We start from the raw sequence: 17,254 nt of genomic DNA on the forward strand, positions 1-17,254 counted from the left end.
GAGCGAACAGGTGCAAACCGACCTGCTGCTGCGCGCCACGGGCCGGGTCGGTTAAGCCTTCAGCTGGAACAGGCTCACCAGCCGGGTGAGATGGGAACCCTTCTCGCGCAGCGTCTGTGCCGTCTGCTCGCTGCGTGAGATGCGATCGGCATTGATATGTGATGCCTCACCGATGTGCGTCATCGCCAGATTCACCTGACCAATCCCCGCAGATTGCTCGCGGGAGGCGTGGTTGATCTCGGTGACAAGCTGGCTGATGTTATCGATATGAACAATGATGGCATCCATCGCCAGACGCGTTTGCTCAGAAAGCGCATGGCCTTCACTCACCTTGTTCAGCGTGCCGCCCCGGGTATCCAGCATCATGCGGCACCACGCCTGCGCCACGGGCGGCGATGCGTGCCGCAGCATCTGACTTCCGGCCCCGAGTAAAAAGAGGTGCCGCGCGATCTCCCTGCCCTGCGCTTCCTGCGGTTTACGCAGCTTCTGCTGTAGCTGCCGCCAGCTGCGATCGAAATGCCTGTCCTGGCCTTTGACCTGCGCGAAATCATCGGCGAGCAGGTCGAGAATACCCGACTGCTTCGCCAGTACGCGCAGTACATCCAGGCACATAATATTGCCAGAGCCTTCCCAGATGCTGTTGACAGGCATTTCACGGTACAACCGTGGAAGCTCACTCTCTTCGCAATAGCCTGCGCCGCCCAGCACCTCCATTGCCTCTGCCACAAACGGTATGCCCGCTTTGCAGACGCTGTATTTTGCCGCCGGAGTGAATAGCCGCGCCCATGCGGCCTCCTGCGGGTCGGTGCGGTTATCCCACGCCCGGGCGAGGCGGAACAGCAGTGCCGTGTGTCCCTCCAGCACCAGCGCCATACGGCTTAGCACGTCGCGCATTAACGGCTGGTCGATCAGATTTTTGCCGAAGGTCTGCCGCTGATGGGCATGATAAAGCGCCACCGAGAGCGCACGGCGCATCAGTCCGTGACTGCCAAGCGCGCAGTCAAAGCGCGTCAGCCCGCCCATCTTCAGAATTTGCCGGACGCCTTCCCCCTCTTCGCCCAGCAGCCAGCCGGAAGCATCAAGGAACTCAGCCTCACTGCTGGCATTTGATCGGTTGCCGAGCTTGTCCTTCAGACGCTCAAGGCGCACGGCATTGCGTTGCCCGTCGGGTAAGAAACGCGGGACAAAAAAGCAGGACAAGCCGCCCTTCGCCTGCGCCAGCACCAGATGCGCATCGCTCTGCGGCACGGAGAAAAACCATTTGTGCCCCACCAGCCGGTAACTGCCATCGCTGCATTTCTCTGCTCTGGTGGTATTACTGAGTACGTCCGAACCGCCCTGCTTTTCCGTCATTCCCATGCCGATCAGCAGGCCGCGCTTTTGCGCGCCCGGCGCGAGATGGGGATCGTAGCGATCGCTCATCAGCGGCGTTAACCAGTCGTGAAACGGTTTGGGCAGCGACTGTAGCAACAGCGGCGTGGCCGCAAAGGTCATGGTCACCGGGCATAGCGTTCCCGCCTCCACCTGAGCATGAAGCACAAAACGCGCGGCCCGGGCGACGAACGATCCTTTCCGCGCCTCCTCCTCCCACGCCAGGTTGTGCACCCGGTTGGCGCAAAGCCCCTGCATCAGAAGATGCCATGCCGGATGAAAGCGGACGTCGTCCAGCCGCTCTCCCGTGGCGTCATAACGCAGCAGCTCCGGCGGATTAACGTTCGCCAGCCTGCCCAGCTCCAGCGACTCCGCCGTACCCAACTGCTGTCCGATGCTGGCAAGAAGATCCACATCCCACTCAGCCCCTTCGCGCGCTACCGCATCGCGCAGGGCGCAATCAGAGAGAAAAAGATTGCTGTTCGATAGCGGTGCAGGTTGATTAAAAACGGTATGTGTCTGCCAGTGCATGCTGTCTCCCTCCTTTCATTGGCAATAAAGGTAAGTATGGACAGAGGGCATGCACGCTGCATGGGAGGGGGCTCACACGATGACGATCGTGTTGATATCATTCGTGAAATAGCTCACAGAACATAAGAATAAACTATTTCATTACTTCACTAATGCTGAATAATTTATTCTTACCCCGTTTATGTGAGGATCGTTATGCAACAGGATGCGCACAAGCGTGCATTAATTGCAGGCTCCATCGGTAATTTCATCGAGTGGTATGAATTTGTGGTCTACGGTTTTCTGGCAACGGTGATTGCCAGAAACTTCTTCCAGCTTGAGGGGGAAGCGGAGCTCACCAGCCTGATCCTCACCTGGGCCTCGTTCGCCATCGCTTTCTTCTTCCGTCCGCTGGGTGCGGTGGTCTTTGGCCGCATTGGCGACAGGATTGGCCGCAAACCGACGCTGATTATTGTGCTGGTATTGATGACGCTCGCCACCGCTGCCATCGGTATGGTGCCGGACTACGCCAGTATCGGGATTGCCGCGCCGCTGATCGTTACGCTCCTGCGTATTCTGCAAGGACTGTTCGCGGGCGGTGAGTATGGCGGTGCGGTCTCGTTGATGACGGAGTTCGCCCCGCGCGGCAAGCGCGGTCTTTACGGGGCATGGCAGTCCTTCACCGTGGCGCTCGGGCTGTTAGCGGGCGCAGGCATTGTCGCGTTGCTCTCTGCCCTTCTCTCCCCTGAAGCCTTGCACGACTGGGGCTGGCGCATTCCGTTCTTCCTGGCGTTGCCGATGGGTGCGGTCGCGCTATGGCTGCGGGTGAGCATGGAAGAGACGCCGAGCTTTGTGCAGCAACGGGAAAAACCGGTTGTGACTCAGGCCAGCCCCGCCGCCACGTTCAAAACCATCCTGATGGGCATTGGCCGCGTGATGGTCTGGTCTGCGGCGGGTTATACCTATCTGGTGATTATGCCGACCTATCTGCAATCTGCGCTGCACACCGGTTTTAACCAGGCGCTGCTGATTGCGGTGATTTCTAACATTGGGTTTGCGCTCACGATCATTCCGTCGGGCATGCTGAGCGACAGGATCGGGCGGCGGACGGTGATGATTATCGCCACCGTGCTCCTGCTGATCCTCGCCCTGCCGCTGCTGAAAATTTTGCAGGCGGATTCCAGCACGCTGGCGGTTAAAGCGATTGTGGTGCTGATTGCGGGAGGTCTGGTGGGGATGCTGGCAGGGCCGGGGCCGGCAATGCTGTCTGAGATGTTCCCGACGCGCGTGCGTTATACCGGGCTGGGGCTGGCCTATTCTCTGTCGAATGCGATCTTCTCAGGCTGTGCAGGGCTGATCATTACCGGACTGATTAAAGAGACGGGCAATCTGGATATTCCGGCGTACTATGTGATGGCAACGGCGGTGGTGAGTATTTTCGCGCTGATGACGCTGAGGAAGGATGACCATTTACGGTCGTTAGAGGAGTGAGATTGTTGCCCGGTGGCGCTGCGCTTAGCGGGCCTACGTTACCATGCTTTTGTAGGCCGGGTAAGGCGAAGCCGCCACCCGGCACAACAGGCTACCCGCGCTGACGCACCGCTTCAAACAGGCAGATACCCGTCGCAACAGAAACGTTCAGGGACGATACGCTGCCCGCCATCGGGATGCTGATCAGCTCATCGCAGTGCTCGCGCGTCAGACGACGCATACCTTCGCCTTCCGCTCCCATCACCAGCGCCATACGGCCGGTCATTTTGCTCTGGTACAGGGTGTGATCCGCTTCACCAGCGGTTCCCACGATCCAGATATTTTCTTCCTGCAACAGACGCATGGTGCGCGCCAGGTTAGTCACGCGGATCAACGGGACGTTTTCCGCCGCGCCGCAGGCGACTTTTTTAGCGGTAGCGTTAAGCTGCGCGGAGCGATCTTTTGGCACAATCACCGCATGCACGCCTGCTGCATCGGCGCTACGCAGGCACGCGCCCAGGTTATGTGGGTCGGTTACGCCATCGAGGATCAGGAAGAACGGGTTCTCCAGCCCGGCGATCAGATCCGGCAAATCGTTCTCCTGATACTGACGGCCTGGCTTCACGCGCGCGATAATGCCCTGGTGTACAGCACCTTCGCTTTTTTCATCCAGATACTGGCGGTTCGCCAGCTGGATCACTACGCCCTGCGCTTCCAGCGCGTGGATCAGCGGCATCAGACGTTTGTCTTCACGCCCTTTCAGAATAAAAACTTCCTGAAAACGCTCCGGCGCGCGCTCCAGCAGGGCCTGCACCGCGTGGATGCCGTAAATCATTTCACTCATTGATGGTTCTCGTAATAAATATTTTCCCTCTCCCTGTCAGGGAGAGGGTCAGGGTGAGGGGAAATTACTCCGCCTGCTGTTTCTTCGCCGCGCGCTTCGCTTTGGTCGCGGCCGCTATTTTTTGGGTCTTGGTCGACGGTTTTTTCGCTTTACGCGCGTCTTTTTTCGCCGCCTTGGGCTTCTGTTTCTTCTCACCACGGAAAGCGCTGTCTGGCTCAAAGTTTACTCTTTTACCTGCCTGACGTCGCTTGCCGCCCGCTTTACCGTTGCCGCCTTTTTTCGCTTTCTCACGCTCGGTTTTCCCGACGTTACGCGGAGCACGTTCGCTGGAGATGAGGCTGAAGTCGATTTTACGGTCGTCCATATTCACGGCTTCAACCTTCACTTCCACCCGATCGCCCAGACGGTAGGTCTGGCCGCCGGATTCGCCGATCAGACGTTGTCCGACCTGGTCGAAGCGGTAGTAATCGTTATCGAGGCTGGAAACGTGCACCAGACCGTCGATAAACAGCTCATCCAGACGCACGAAGAAGCCAAAGCCGGTGACGCTGGCAATCACGCCTTTAAAGACGTTACCCACCTGATCCAGCATAAAGTCACACTTCAGCCAGTCCGCCACGTCGCGCGTCGCTTCATCCGCACGACGCTCTGTCATGGAACAGTGCTGGCCCAGTTGCAGCATCTCTTCCATGGAGTAGTGATACCCTCCGGTTTCGGTCGTGTTACCTTTATGACCCTGCTCGTGCGCCAGCAAATACTTGATCGCACGGTGCAGGGACAGATCCGGATAACGGCGGATCGGCGAGGTGAAGTGCGCGTACGACTGTAAGGCCAGACCAAAGTGGCCCCGATTTTCCGGATCGTAAATCGCCTGCTTCATGGAGCGCAGCAGCATGGTTTGCAGCATTTCCGCGTCAGGACGATCGCTGATGGATTCCAGCAGCTCGGCGTAATCGCGCGGCTCAGGCTTATTACCGCCAGGCAGCTCCAGGCCGAGTTCAGCCAGCACAGAGCGGAACGAGGTCACGGCTTCCGTAGTTGGCTTGTCGTGAATACGGAACAGCGCAGGCTCTTTGGCTTTCTCAACGAAACGTGCCGCCGAGATGTTCGCCAGGATCATACACTCTTCAATCAACTTGTGCGCATCGTTACGCTGGGTCTGCTCGATACGCTCGATACGACGCTCAGCGTTAAAGATGAACTTCGCCTCTTCACTCTCAAACGAGATCCCACCGCGCTCTTCGCGCGCCTGATCCAGCGTTTTGTAGAGGTTGTGCAGCTCTTCGATGTGTTTGACCAGCGGCGCGTACTGTTCGCGCAGATCCTGATCGCCCTGCAACATATGCCAGACCTTGGTATAGGTCAGGCGCGCATGAGAACTCATCACCGCTTCGTAGAACTTATAGCCCGTCAGACGCCCCTTGCTGGAGATAGTCATTTCGCAGACCATACACAGGCGGTCCACCTGCGGGTTGAGGGAACACAGGCCGTTAGAGAGCACTTCTGGCAGCATCGGTACAACCTGCGACGGGAAGTAGACCGACGTACCGCGGCTGCGCGCTTCGTTATCCAGCGGCGTGTGTGGACGTACGTAATAACTCACATCCGCAATGGCCACCCACAGACGCCAGCCGCCACCGCGTTTTTTCTCACAATATACGGCATCATCGAAGTCACGGGCGTCTTCACCATCAATGGTGACCAGCGGCAGATCGCGCAGATCCACGCGGCCTGCTTTGGACTCTTCCGGCACTTCTTCACGCAGGTTTTCAATCTGATCTTCAACCGCTTTCGGCCAGACATACGGAATTTCATGGGTACGCAGCGCCATATCGACGGCCATGCCGGTGCCCATGTTATCGCCCAGCACTTCAACGATTTTACCCACCGCTTTGGTGCGACGGGTTGGGCGCTGGGTGAGTTCCACCACCACCACAAAACCCATGCGTGCGCCCATCACCTCTTCAGGCGGAATGAGAATGTCGAAGCTCAGACGGCTGTCGTCCGGCACCACAAAGCCTACGCCCGCATCGGTAAAGTAACGGCCCACAATCTGGCTGGTTTTCGGCACCAGCACGCGAACCACGCGCGCTTCGCGGCGCCCTTTACGATCTGCACCCAGCGGCTGCGCCAGGATCTGGTCGCCGTGAATACACATCTTCATCTGTTCGGATGAGAGGTACAGGTCGTCTTTACGGCCTTCCACGCGCAGGAAACCAAAACCATCACGATGACCAATAACGGTGCCTTTCAGCAGGTCGAGGCGCTCTGGCAGCGCGTAGCACTGGCGACGAGTAAAGACCAGTTGCCCGTCACGCTCCATGGCGCGCAGGCGGCGGCGAAGGGCTTCAATTTGCTCTTCACCTTCAATGTTTAATTCAACGGCAAGTTCTTCACGATTGGCGGGTTTTTCGCGTTTTGTTAAGTGTTCAATGATGAACTCGCGGCTGGGGATAGGATTCGCGTATTTTTCGGCTTCGCGTTCCTGGAAAGGATCTTGTGACATGTCGGTTCCTCCGTTGTCAGCTCCGGTGGAAATTTTCTTCATTCCACCAGCAATAATTTATAAAGCGGTTGATTCTCTTCAACCAAATCGGCCAGCGTGTAGTTATCCAGTTCCTTGAGAAAACTTTGCACGGCCTTTGAAAGCGCCTGTTTCAGGCGGCAAGCGGGCGTAATGTGGCAGAACGCGCTGCTACAGTTCACCAGAGAGAGCGGCTCCAGTTCACGTACCACATCGCCAATACGGATACTCTGCGCCGGTTTACCGAGACGGATCCCTCCATTCTTCCCGCGGACGGCAGCAACGTATCCGGCACGACTAAGTTGATTGATTATTTTGACCATATGATTACGGGACACACCGTACACCTCTGTGACTTCAGAGATGCTGGTCATCTTCCCATCGGGTAACGACGCCATGTAAATCAGCGCGCGTAAGCCGTAATCGGTGAAACTTGTTAACTGCACATCAACCTCAGGAAAAAGGGAAAACGCGGTCAAACCGCAGAGATATTCATTAATGATGATAAACCAGCCAGATAGTTAGCGGCTAATTTATTTGACAGACGGGGCGAAAAAGCGGAGATCCAGGAGCGGTCGCCGGATGGCGCTGCGCTTATCCGGCCTACGGGTTTCCCCGCAGGCCAGCAGTCACGAAGATTATGCGTCGAACGGGTCGCGCAGGATCATCGTTTCAGTACGATCCGGGCCGGTAGAAATAATATCGATCGGCACTTCGGTCAGTTCTTCAATGCGCTTGATGTAGTCCAGCGCGGCTTTTGGCAGGCCACTACGCTCTTTCACACCGAAGGTGGTCTCAGACCAGCCCGGCATGGTTTCGTAGATTGGCTCAATGCCTTCCCAGTCGTCAGCAGCCAGCGGAGTGGTGGTCACTTCGCGGCCATCTGGCATGCGGTAGCCTACGCAGATTTTCACTTCTTTCAGGCCGTCCAGTACGTCCAGCTTGGTCAGGCAGAAGCCAGACAGGGAGTTGATCTGCACAGCGCGACGTACGGCAACGGCGTCCAGCCAGCCGGTACGACGACGACGACCGGTGGTCGCGCCAAACTCGTTACCCTGCTTGCAGAGGAACTCGCCGGTCTCATCAAACAGTTCGGTCGGGAATGGACCCGCACCCACGCGAGTGGAGTACGCTTTGATGATGCCCAGAACGTAATCGACATAACGCGGGCCCAGGCCGGAGCCAGTCGCCACGCCACCCGCAGTGGTGTTAGAGGACGTTACGTACGGATAGGTACCGTGGTCGATGTCCAGCAGCGTACCCTGCGCACCTTCAAACATGACGAAATCGCCACGCTTGCGCGCCTGGTCCAGCAGATCGGACACATCAACAACCATACCGGTCAGAATATCAGCAATCGCCATGACGTCATCCAGTACTTTCTGGTAGTCAACGGCTTCGGCTTTGTAGAAGTTCACCAGCTGGAAGTTGTGATATTCCATCACTTCTTTCAGTTTTTCAGCGAAGGTCGCTTTGTCGAAGAGGTCGCCCACGCGCAGACCACGACGAGCCACTTTATCTTCGTAAGCCGGGCCGATACCACGACCGGTGGTGCCGATCGCTTTCGCGCCACGCGCTTTTTCACGCGCCACGTCCAGCGCCACGTGATAATCCAGGATCAACGGGCAGGCTTCGGAGAGCAGCAGACGCTCACGAACAGGGATACCACGGTCTTCCAGACCTTTCATCTCTTTCATCAGCGCAGCTGGAGACAGCACAACGCCGTTACCGATGATGCTGGTGACGTTTTCGCGAAGAATGCCTGATGGAATAAGATGGAGGACGGTTTTTTCACCGTTGATTACGAGAGTATGGCCTGCGTTGTGACCGCCCTGGTAGCGTACAACATATTTAGCCCGTTCAGTCAGAAGATCAACAATCTTCCCTTTACCTTCGTCACCCCATTGGGTGCCCAGTACGACGACGTTGTTACCCATTTTTTCAAAATCACCGTTTGCTTAAAAATGGATTCTACCATCGCTTTTTCAGATATACAGCACTTTTTGACCCTAAAATATGCCAATTGCGGTTAGTTTTTGATCAGCCAATCGTTTTCCTCAACATGTAGTAGATAACGATACCGGCAACCACAAGACCACCGCCAAAACGACGCAAAATATTATCCGGGAGTTGGCTCATTGTCGCGATCATCCGGCGCCATGCGCGCGGATAGAGCATCGGGCCGAGGCCTTCCAGCACCAAAACCAGGGCCAGTGCGAGCCAGATCGTGGAGTTCATTTTTCATCCTTATAAAAGAAAACCACCGCTCCGTGAAGAGCGGTGGTTTGAATACTCAAACAAGCCTGAGTTTATCGCGTTGCGTTGGTCGGCGTCTTCATATAACGGAAGAAATCGCTGTCCGGACTGAGCACCATTACATCCTGGTTGCTCTTGAAGCTATTCTCGTAAGCGCGAAGGCTACGGATGAAGGCATAGAAGTCTGGATCCTGGCTGAATGCATCAGCAAACAGTTTCGCCGCTTCGGCATCACCTTCACCGCGCAGGATACGACCCTGGCGCTCAGATTCCGCCAGCGTCTTGGTGACTTCATAGTCCGCTGCCGCGCGCAGTTTTTCCGCTTCTTCCTGACCCTGTGAACGGTGACGACGGGCTACCGCTTCACGCTCGGCGCGCATACGGTTGTAGATCGCCTCGGACACTTCCGCTGGCAGGTTGATCTGCTTGATGCGCACATCAACCACTTCGATGCCCAGAGCAGCCATACTGTTCGGGTTGATCACCGGCACTTTACCGTTGGTTTCAGCCTGAACACGTTCAGCCGCTTTGGCAATGGCATCGTCTGCCGCCGGGGTTTCAACTTCATCCTCGGTGCCCGCAGAGCCGGAGTTCAGCGCATCACGCACTTCCAGCGTCAGACGACCACGGGAGTCGGTCACGATGTCTTTCACATCCAGACGACCAATTTCAGAACGCAGACGGTCAGAGAACTTACGTTTCAGCAGCACTTCTGCCTGAGAAACGTCGCCACCCCCGGTTGCCAGGAAGTAGCGGCTGAAATCGCTGATGCGCCATTTGATATAGGAATCAACGATCAGGTCTTTCTTCTCTTTGGTCACGAAACGATCGGCCTGGTTATCCATGGTCTGGATACGCGCATCGAGCGTTTTCACTGACTGAATGAACGGGATCTTGAAGTGCAGACCCGGCTCATAAATCACCGGACGCTTGTCGCCGTCACGCACGACGCTGCTGAACTGGAACTTGATCCCACGTTCGCCCTCTTTCACCACAAAGATGGAGGTGTAGAGCACGACCAGTACGATGATGATGATCGCAATAACTGACTTACGCATCCTTATTCCCCCTGACGCTGGTAGTCGTTACGCTGCGCGTTAGCACGGCGTTGGTCCATAATGTCACCATCGTTCGAAGAAGGCGTTGTGTTCGCGCTGGCGCTGCCAGACGAGGCCGGTGGCAGACGCAGCAGGTTGTTCGCACCGCTGTTGTCTTTTGCTGCCGGTGCAGAGCTGCCTTTCAGCATCTGATCCAGCGGCAGGACCATCAGGTTTCCGCCTTTGTTGTCGTTAACCAGCACTTTACGCGTATGGCTCAGCACTTTTTCCATGGTCTCGATATAGAGACGCTCACGGGTAATTTCCGGCGCGGCTTTATATTCCGGCAGGATCTTCGCGAAGCGAGCCACTTCACCCTGTGCTTCCAGGATGGTCTGGGTCTTATACGCACGCGCTTCTTCCAGAATACGCTGCGCCTGACCGTTTGCACGCGGCTGAACTTCGTTGGTGTACGCTTCCGCTTCACGGATGTACTGCTGTTCGTTTTCACGCGCGGCAATCGCATCGTCAAACGCGGCTTTCACCTCTTCCGGCGGACGTGCAGCCTGGAAGTTGACGTCCAGCAGGGTGATACCCATGTTGTACGGACGGATGGTCTCTTCCAGCTCACGCTGGGTATCGCTACGAATAACGGTACGACCTTCGGTCAGGATACGGTCCATGGTGTATTTACCGATCACGCCACGCAGGGCGCTGTCGGTCGCCTGACGCAGGCTGTCATCGGCGCTGGTCACGCTAAACAGATAACGTTCAGGATCGGTCACGCGGTACTGCACGTTCATCTCAACGCGCACCACGTTCTCGTCAGAGGTCAGCATCACGCCAGAGGCCGCCAGTTCACGGACGGACTCTACGTTGACCGCGGTCACGTCATCGATGAAGGTCGGCTTCCAGTTCAGGCCCGGCTCAACCAGATGGCTGAACTTACCGAAACGGGTGACCACGCCGCGTTCTGCTTCTTTAATGGTGTAGAACCCGCTGGCTGCCCAGATGATTACCACCGCAGCGGCGACAATGCCCACCACGCGGCCACCCATTGGCGGGCGCGGACTCTGAGTGGAATTGCCACCCGAGCCAGAACCTTTTCCTCCGCCAAGGCCACCAAGCTTTTTGCTCAGTTTGCGGAAGATATCATCCAGATCCGGCGGCCCCTGCTCGCGACCACCTTTGTTGCCATTTCCCCCAGAGTTGCCGCCTTGATTATTGCTGCTTCCCCACGGGTCGCGGTCTTGTCCGTTATTACCGGGCTGATTCCACGCCATGTATATGCTCCATATTTGTTATGCAAGGGCGAATTTTTCAGGCTTCCCCTTTCTGATCAGACGATATAGTCCGCCAGCGCAGGTTCTTGTTTACAGAGGCGACGCCAGTCAACGATCGGCATACGCACCTGCATCCCCACGCTGCCGTCATCCTCCATCCACTCTTTTTCTATCGCCTGAAGCTGATAAAACCGGCTGCGCAGCCTGCCTTCCTGTGGCGGCAGTCGCAGCGTGTGCTGAGCTACCTCACCGGAAAGACGTTCTGTCAAAGCCTGGAAAAGCAGTGGCACACCAATCCCGGCCTGAGCAGACAGCCAGACCCGAATCGGTTTGTTCTCTTCGTCTCGGTCAATACGCGGTTCGAAATCGTCCAGCATATCGATCTTGTTCATCACCAACAGGGTGGGAATTTCATGGGCGTCGATCTCTTCGAGCACCACGTTCACCGCGTCGATGTTTTCCTGCACGCGTACGTCCGCCGCATCAATGACGTGCAGCAGCAGGGTCGCCTGACGCGTCTCCTGCAACGTCGCTTTAAACGCCGCGACCAGATCGTGCGGCAGATGGCGGATAAACCCTACGGTATCCGCCAGCACCGTTTCACCGACGTCTGCGACGTCAATACGGCGCAGGGTTGGGTCCAGGGTCGCAAACAGCTGGTCTGCGGCATACACCTGGGCCTCGGTTATCTGGTTAAACAGGGTGGATTTACCGGCGTTGGTATAGCCCACCAGCGACACCGTTGGGATATCGGCTTTCGTTCGCGCCCGACGCCCCTGTTCGCGCTGTTTCTCTACACGTTCCAGACGTGAAAGGATCTGGGTTATACGCCCACGCAGCAAACGGCGGTCGGTTTCGAGCTGGGTTTCACCCGGGCCGCGCAAACCAATCCCGCCTTTTTGTCTTTCAAGGTGTGTCCAGCCACGCACCAGACGCGTCGCCAGATGGCGCAACTGCGCCAGCTCAACCTGCAACTTACCCTCGTGGGTACGCGCACGCTGAGCAAAAATATCTAAGATCAACCCCGTGCGATCGATTACACGGCATTCGCAGAGAGCTTCCAGGTTACGTTCCTGAGCCGGAGACAGCGCATGATCAAACAGCACAACGGATGCGCCGGTTGCTTTTACGGCATCCGCAATTTCAACTGCTTTACCTTCACCAACAAAGTACTTCGGGTGCGGCGCTTTACGGCTACCGGTAATCACCTGCATTGCTTCGACACCGGCGGAAGAGACCAGAGATTCAAACTCCTGGAGGTCTTCCATATCTTTGTCTTGCGAAAAATAGATGTGTACCAGCACCGCCTGCTCACCGGCGTCATAACGGTCAAACAAGCGTAAACCTCTCTAAAAAGATCAGCGGGGAACGCAGGATCCCTGGCTCCCCGTGTGGATAACAGCCCAAAACCTTATTCGGTTTCTTCGCTGTCCTGCGCTGGTGTTGAAGAACCCTGCGCGTTGCTGCCGTGATGGTAGTTACTGCCAGTGCCGCCGCCAGCGTTATTGCTGTGATGAGATACCGGACGGGACGGAACAACAGTAGAAATCGCGTGCTTATAGACCATCTGGCTGACCGTGTTTTTCAACAGGATCACGAACTGATCGAAAGACTCAATCTGACCTTGCAGCTTAATACCATTCACCAAATAAATAGAAACTGGAACACGCTCCCGACGCAATGCGTTCAGGAACGGATCTTGTAAAGATTGCCCCTTAGCCATTCTATCTTTTCCTTATATGCTTGTTTTGTACTTAGAACCTTGCGATTCTGAAAAATTGCGCACGATACGGCTTAATTGTACACATTCAGTCAGCGATATCACCAATAACCTCAATCACTTCGTTTAACGCCTGTTGTGGTTTTTCACTGTCTAACCAGTGAACCCCCTCCCAACCGCGTAACCAGGTGATCTGGCGCTTCGCTAACTGTCTCGTGGCGCAAACACCTCGATAAACCATTTCATCGTATGAAATCTCACCTTCAAGATACGACCACATCTGGCGGTATCCCACACAACGAATGGAAGGCATGTCCGTATGCAAATCTCCACGGGCAAAAAGCGCCCGCACTTCTGCTTCAAAATCTGAAGCCAACATCTGATGAAAACGCTGCTCAATTCGTTGATGGAGCAGTTCACGGCTCGCCGGGGCGATGGCGAACTGATGCACCTGATACGGCAGAGCGTCTCCTGACGTTTGCGTCAGTTCCGTTAAAGTTTTACCCGAAATGAAAAAAACTTCCAGTGCCCGGGAAAGCCTTTGCGGATCGTTTGGGTGGATCCGCGCTGCGGCAACCGGGTCAATCTCTTCCAGTTGCCTGTGCAAAACGTCCCACCCCTGCTCTGCCGCCTGCCGCTCAATCTTCGCTCTCACTTCCGGATCGGCCGATGGCAGAGGCGATAACCCCTCCAGCAGCGCCTTAAAGTAGAGCATCGTGCCGCCAACTAACAGCGGTATGCGTCCCGCGGCGGTAATCTCGGCCATCTCGGCTAAGGCGTCGCGGCGAAAATCTGCCGCGGAGTAAGCCTGTGCCGGGTCGAGAATATCCAGTAAACGGTGCGGTGCCGCACGCAGTTCGTCTGCGTTGGGCTTCGCCGTGCCGATGTCCATCCCTCGGTAGATGAGGGCTGAATCAACGCTAATCAACTCTACTGGCAAAACTTTACGTAACTCAATGGCTAACGCCGTTTTACCGGAGGCCGTTGGCCCCATTAAAAAAATCGCCTTTGGCAGGCTCGCCTTACTTACTTCAGTCATGTTTCAGGGCGGTCATCGCCGTTTGTAAATCAACAGGTTGTAACAAGCCACCTGGAGGCGCTTTCACCAGCTGTGGACAGAGGCGCTCCACCTCCGCCAGAACGGTAATCGCCTGCGCCATACTCCACGGTGCATGCTCGCTGGCCAGATGGCGGGCGATCCACTGCGCGGTATCGGCGGCATCAAACGTCGTTTGCTGCGCCAGGTAGCCTATCAGTTCAGGAATCAAGTTTTGTAAATTTTGTTGGCGTAAGGGTAAAGGCACTGCGCGAATTGTCACATGCTGCGCGTCCAGTACGATTTCAATCCCCATTTCGGCCAGTTGCGTCTGCACGCGCCGCAAAACCCCTGTTTCTTCAGGGGTTATTTTCAGGCGAACGGGGATCAACAGCGGCTGCGCGCAGGCGGCATTCACCCCCGGGGTTAACTGCGCCTGTTTGAGCCAGCGCTCCGCCACGGAAAGCGCCAGCAACAGCAGTTTACCTTCGCGTTCAAGCAACGCCATGTCGGGAGCAATAATGGTCAATACCCGACCAAAACTCTGGCTATGCCCATCCAGAGAGGGGGTTGAAACCGTGATGTGCTCTTTATGCTCCACCGCCGGCGTATCCAGCAGTTTGCGGTACAGCGCCCCCTGCTGTTTGTGGTAGCCCGGCTGAGCGTTGGGATAGTTGGCACCGGTTGGTCGCGGCGCGTTGCCCGCCGGGGATAAACGTGGAGCAGCCGGCTCGCGCGCGACCGCCGGTTCGGCAAAATGGTTACGCCCGGCCGCCACGCGGTTTTCCGGCAGTGGGCGCGGCGCGGGCTCTTCTTTTGCCAGCGGCAACTCTGGCTCTGCCTGCTGCTGCAATACAGCGGCAACGCCCTGGTAGATGAAATCATGCACCAGGCGCGACTGGTGGAAACGCACCTCGTGCTTCGCGGGGTGCACGTTAACGTCAACCTGATGCGGGTCGATCTCCAGATAAAGCACAAAGGCGGGCTGTTGATCGGCGCCGAGCTTATCTTCGCAGGCCTGTCGAATAGCGTGGTTAATCAGGCGGTCGCGCATCATGCGGCCGTTGACGTAGCAATACTGAATTTCTGCGAACGCGGCGCTGCTGGCGTTCGGATCGGCTACCCAGCCGCGCAGGGCCAGATCGCCATGCTGCCACTCAATGGCCAGCGCCTTTTCCAGAAACGGTGTGCCGCAGATGGCGCCCAACCGACGCTCCTTTTGTCCACCCTCCGCCACCGCGCGGTACTGGCGCATCACCTTACCGTTATGGCTGAGGTTGAGGGTGACATCAAAGCGCGCCAGCGCAATGCGGCGGATGATCTCATCGATATGTCCGAATTCGGTCTTCTCGGTTCGCATAAACTTGCGCCGGGCGGGGGTGTTATAGAAGAGATCCAGCACTTCAAGCGTGGTGCCTACCGGGTGCGCCGCAGGTTTAACCGTGACGTCCATATCGCGCCCTTCGGCGTAGGCCTGCCAGGCTTCCTGCTGGTCGGCCGTGCGGGAGGTCAACGTTAAGCGGGAAACGGAGCTGATACTGGCCAGCGCTTCGCCGCGAAAACCCAGGCTGATAATCGCTTCCAGATCGTCAAGTGAGGCAATTTTACTGGTGGCATGACGCGCCAGCGCCAGCGCCAGCTCGTCCTTTTTGATGCCACAGCCGTTATCACGAATGCGGATAAGCTTTGCACCCCCGCGTTCGATATCGATATCAATGCGGGTCGCCCCTGCATCGAGGCTGTTTTCCACCAGTTCCTTCACCACCGACGCAGGGCGTTCCACCACCTCACCGGCGGCGATTTGGTTCGCGAGCTGCGGCGGTAGAACCTGAATCGGCATGAACTCTCCTTAATTAGTCGCGGTCATCTCACCCGGCAGCGCGGCGCTTGCCGTCTGGGCGGCCCCGCCCTGCGGCGCAGACTGAAGCGGATGCGCGTCAAAGTATTTACGCAGACCGTTATAAATCGCTTCGGCAATTTGCTGCTGATAGCTGTCGCTTCCCAGTAAACGCTCTTCACCGTGGTTACTGATAAAGCCCGTCTCTACCAGAATCGACGGGATATCCGGTGAACGCAGGACACCGAGGCTTGCATGCTCAGGGCGACGCTTATGCAGCGATCCAATGCTTTGCAGCTGACTCAGTACGTTAGTGGCGACATCATACCCGACGCGCTGAGAATGACCGAACTGTAAATCCAGCACCGCCTGGCTGAGATACGGATCGGCCTGGCTGTTTGCCAGCACATCGCCTGCCCCGCCTAACAGTTCAGACTGCTTCTCGTGCTCTTCAAGCCAGTTCGCCATTTCACTGTTGGCGCGACGGTTCGACAGCACCCATACCGACGCGCCGGTGGCGTTACGGTTCGGCGCAGCATCCGCGTGAATCGACACCAGGAAGTTGGCGTTTTGCTTACGCGCCACATCCGAGCGTCCCATCACTGAAATAAAGTAATCTCCGTCGCGGGTCATGACCCCTTTAAACATCGGATCGTCATTCAGAAGCGCACGCAGCTTACGGGCAATGGCGATAGTGACGTTTTTCTCCCGCGTGCCGCCCGGACCAATCGCGCCAGGATCTTGCCCGCCGTGTCCGGCGTCAATGGCGATAATCACTTTGTCGCCACTGACCGGCGTACGCCGCGCGCTGACCGCCGGACGCGTCACCGTGTTGCTGCTGGTCACGGCGGTAAGTCGGTCATTTTGTGATTTAAACGGATTACGGGCTGGCTCAGACGGCCCTGGAGTATAAACCGGCGCTTCCACGCGTTTTGCTACAACAGGTGCAGGCGGTGGCGGCGGCGGAACATCAGCATTAATGGTAAAGACCACCGTATAATTGGCGCCGTTTTGCTGCTTAACCGCCTTCGTTTTGCCCTTTTCGGTGAGATCGACCACCAGACGCAGAGACTGCGCATCCTTCGGCGTTCCCGAACGGATGCTTTTCACCAGATTGTTGCCGCTGAACTGGAGCGGCAGCCCCTGGATCACCCCGGTCTGTTTAATATCGAGCGCCACGCTGCGGCTGTCGATTTGTGAGAAAGCATATTCAGGATCGCCCATAAAGCTGAACGTAATACGGGCCTGGCTATCGCCATTCGACACCTGAATATCCGAGAGGCTGGCCGCCCCGGCCTGCGCGCACAGCAGGACCGTGGCAGCCAGCACCCAACCTTTAACGCGATTAATCATCCCGTTATCCCTA

The 17,254-nt window shown here is 56.8% G+C and carries 14 protein-coding genes; 1 reads left to right on the forward strand and 13 read right to left on the reverse strand.

Annotation, left to right across the window (positions count from 1 at the left end):
- Positions 1-51: 51 nt before the first annotated feature.
- A complete protein-coding gene (locus ACNQ0W_RS12190) occupies positions 52-1,902 on the reverse strand; it encodes an isovaleryl-CoA dehydrogenase (protein ID WP_417933201.1) in 1,851 nt (616 codons plus the stop codon).
- A gap of 195 nt (positions 1,903-2,097) precedes the next feature.
- Between ACNQ0W_RS12190 and ACNQ0W_RS12195 the strand changes: the two genes are divergently transcribed.
- Positions 2,098-3,372, forward strand: coding sequence for an MFS transporter (locus ACNQ0W_RS12195; RefSeq protein WP_116329938.1), 1,275 nt, complete (start codon positions 2,098-2,100; stop codon positions 3,370-3,372).
- A gap of 91 nt (positions 3,373-3,463) precedes the next feature.
- Here the strand turns inward: ACNQ0W_RS12195 and rlmB are convergent, their stop codons facing one another.
- The 12 genes from rlmB to amiB form a co-directional block, all read right to left on the reverse strand.
- The gene (rlmB, locus tag ACNQ0W_RS12200) at positions 3,464-4,195 is read right to left on the reverse strand and encodes a 23S rRNA (guanosine(2251)-2'-O)-methyltransferase RlmB (protein ID WP_015572470.1); all 732 of its coding nucleotides are present in this window, start codon (positions 4,193-4,195) and stop codon (positions 3,464-3,466) included.
- A 64-nt stretch (positions 4,196-4,259) separates the two neighbouring features.
- Positions 4,260-6,701 (reverse strand): ribonuclease R, encoded by a 2,442-nt coding sequence (gene rnr / locus ACNQ0W_RS12205; RefSeq protein ID WP_032104769.1) that lies wholly within the window; start codon positions 6,699-6,701, stop codon positions 4,260-4,262.
- Between the two features lie 38 nt (positions 6,702-6,739).
- The gene (gene nsrR, locus ACNQ0W_RS12210; RefSeq protein ID WP_003855998.1) at positions 6,740-7,165 is read right to left on the reverse strand and encodes a nitric oxide-sensing transcriptional repressor NsrR; all 426 of its coding nucleotides are present in this window, start codon (positions 7,163-7,165) and stop codon (positions 6,740-6,742) included.
- A gap of 192 nt (positions 7,166-7,357) precedes the next feature.
- The gene (locus ACNQ0W_RS12215; protein ID WP_003855997.1) at positions 7,358-8,656 is read right to left on the reverse strand and encodes an adenylosuccinate synthase; all 1,299 of its coding nucleotides are present in this window, start codon (positions 8,654-8,656) and stop codon (positions 7,358-7,360) included.
- A 103-nt stretch (positions 8,657-8,759) separates the two neighbouring features.
- Complete coding sequence (locus tag ACNQ0W_RS12220; protein WP_003855996.1) at positions 8,760-8,957, reverse strand: DUF2065 domain-containing protein; 198 nt, start codon at positions 8,955-8,957, stop codon at positions 8,760-8,762.
- 71 nt (positions 8,958-9,028) lie between these two features.
- A complete protein-coding gene (hflC, locus tag ACNQ0W_RS12225) occupies positions 9,029-10,033 on the reverse strand; it encodes a protease modulator HflC (protein WP_003855994.1) in 1,005 nt (334 codons plus the stop codon).
- A 2-nt stretch (positions 10,034-10,035) separates the two neighbouring features.
- Positions 10,036-11,295 (reverse strand): FtsH protease activity modulator HflK, encoded by a 1,260-nt coding sequence (hflK, locus tag ACNQ0W_RS12230; protein WP_047052628.1) that lies wholly within the window; start codon positions 11,293-11,295, stop codon positions 10,036-10,038.
- A gap of 56 nt (positions 11,296-11,351) precedes the next feature.
- Positions 11,352-12,632, reverse strand: a complete 1,281-nt coding sequence (gene hflX, locus ACNQ0W_RS12235) for a ribosome rescue GTPase HflX (protein WP_003855991.1) — start codon at positions 12,630-12,632, stop codon at positions 11,352-11,354.
- Between the two features lie 74 nt (positions 12,633-12,706).
- Positions 12,707-13,018, reverse strand: a complete 312-nt coding sequence (hfq, locus tag ACNQ0W_RS12240; RefSeq protein ID WP_003855990.1) for an RNA chaperone Hfq — start codon at positions 13,016-13,018, stop codon at positions 12,707-12,709.
- Between the two features lie 85 nt (positions 13,019-13,103).
- Positions 13,104-14,054, reverse strand: a complete 951-nt coding sequence (gene miaA / locus ACNQ0W_RS12245; protein WP_048247919.1) for a tRNA (adenosine(37)-N6)-dimethylallyltransferase MiaA — start codon at positions 14,052-14,054, stop codon at positions 13,104-13,106.
- Positions 14,047-15,891 (reverse strand): DNA mismatch repair endonuclease MutL, encoded by a 1,845-nt coding sequence (gene mutL / locus ACNQ0W_RS12250; RefSeq protein WP_047052629.1) that lies wholly within the window; start codon positions 15,889-15,891, stop codon positions 14,047-14,049. The genes miaA and mutL overlap by 8 nt, the downstream gene beginning before the upstream one ends.
- Before the next feature lie 9 nt (positions 15,892-15,900).
- Positions 15,901-17,241 carry an N-acetylmuramoyl-L-alanine amidase AmiB gene (gene amiB, locus ACNQ0W_RS12255; RefSeq protein ID WP_062932483.1) on the reverse strand — a complete coding sequence of 447 codons (1,341 nt, stop codon included), beginning with the start codon at positions 17,239-17,241 and terminating at the stop codon, positions 15,901-15,903.
- Positions 17,242-17,254: the final 13 nt, after the last annotated feature.

This window comes from Enterobacter cloacae complex sp. 6730903 (genome assembly GCF_048283985.1).
In the GTDB taxonomy this organism is placed as follows: Bacteria; Pseudomonadota; Gammaproteobacteria; order Enterobacterales; family Enterobacteriaceae; genus Enterobacter; species Enterobacter hormaechei_C.

Bases quoted from the DNA above. Each gene is read 5' to 3' on its own strand.
- hfq (WP_003855990.1), bottom strand. From the start codon at position 13,018: ATGGCTAAGGGGCAATCTTTACAAGATCCGTTCCTGAACGCATTGCGT.
- ACNQ0W_RS12190 (WP_417933201.1), bottom strand. From the start codon at position 1,902: ATGCACTGGCAGACACATACCGTTTTTAATCAACCTGCACCGCTATCG.
- ACNQ0W_RS12220 (WP_003855996.1), bottom strand. From the start codon at position 8,957: ATGAACTCCACGATCTGGCTCGCACTGGCCCTGGTTTTGGTGCTGGAA.
- miaA (WP_048247919.1), bottom strand. From the start codon at position 14,054: ATGACTGAAGTAAGTAAGGCGAGCCTGCCAAAGGCGATTTTTTTAATG.
- ACNQ0W_RS12195 (WP_116329938.1), top strand. From the start codon at position 2,098: ATGCAACAGGATGCGCACAAGCGTGCATTAATTGCAGGCTCCATCGGT.
- mutL (WP_047052629.1), bottom strand. From the start codon at position 15,891: ATGCCGATTCAGGTTCTACCGCCGCAGCTCGCGAACCAAATCGCCGCC.
- amiB (WP_062932483.1), bottom strand. From the start codon at position 17,241: ATGATTAATCGCGTTAAAGGTTGGGTGCTGGCTGCCACGGTCCTGCTG.
- rlmB (WP_015572470.1), bottom strand. From the start codon at position 4,195: ATGAGTGAAATGATTTACGGCATCCACGCGGTGCAGGCCCTGCTGGAG.
- ACNQ0W_RS12215 (WP_003855997.1), bottom strand. From the start codon at position 8,656: ATGGGTAACAACGTCGTCGTACTGGGCACCCAATGGGGTGACGAAGGT.
- hflK (WP_047052628.1), bottom strand. From the start codon at position 11,295: ATGGCGTGGAATCAGCCCGGTAATAACGGACAAGACCGCGACCCGTGG.
- hflC (WP_003855994.1), bottom strand. From the start codon at position 10,033: ATGCGTAAGTCAGTTATTGCGATCATCATCATCGTACTGGTCGTGCTC.
- rnr (WP_032104769.1), bottom strand. From the start codon at position 6,701: ATGTCACAAGATCCTTTCCAGGAACGCGAAGCCGAAAAATACGCGAAT.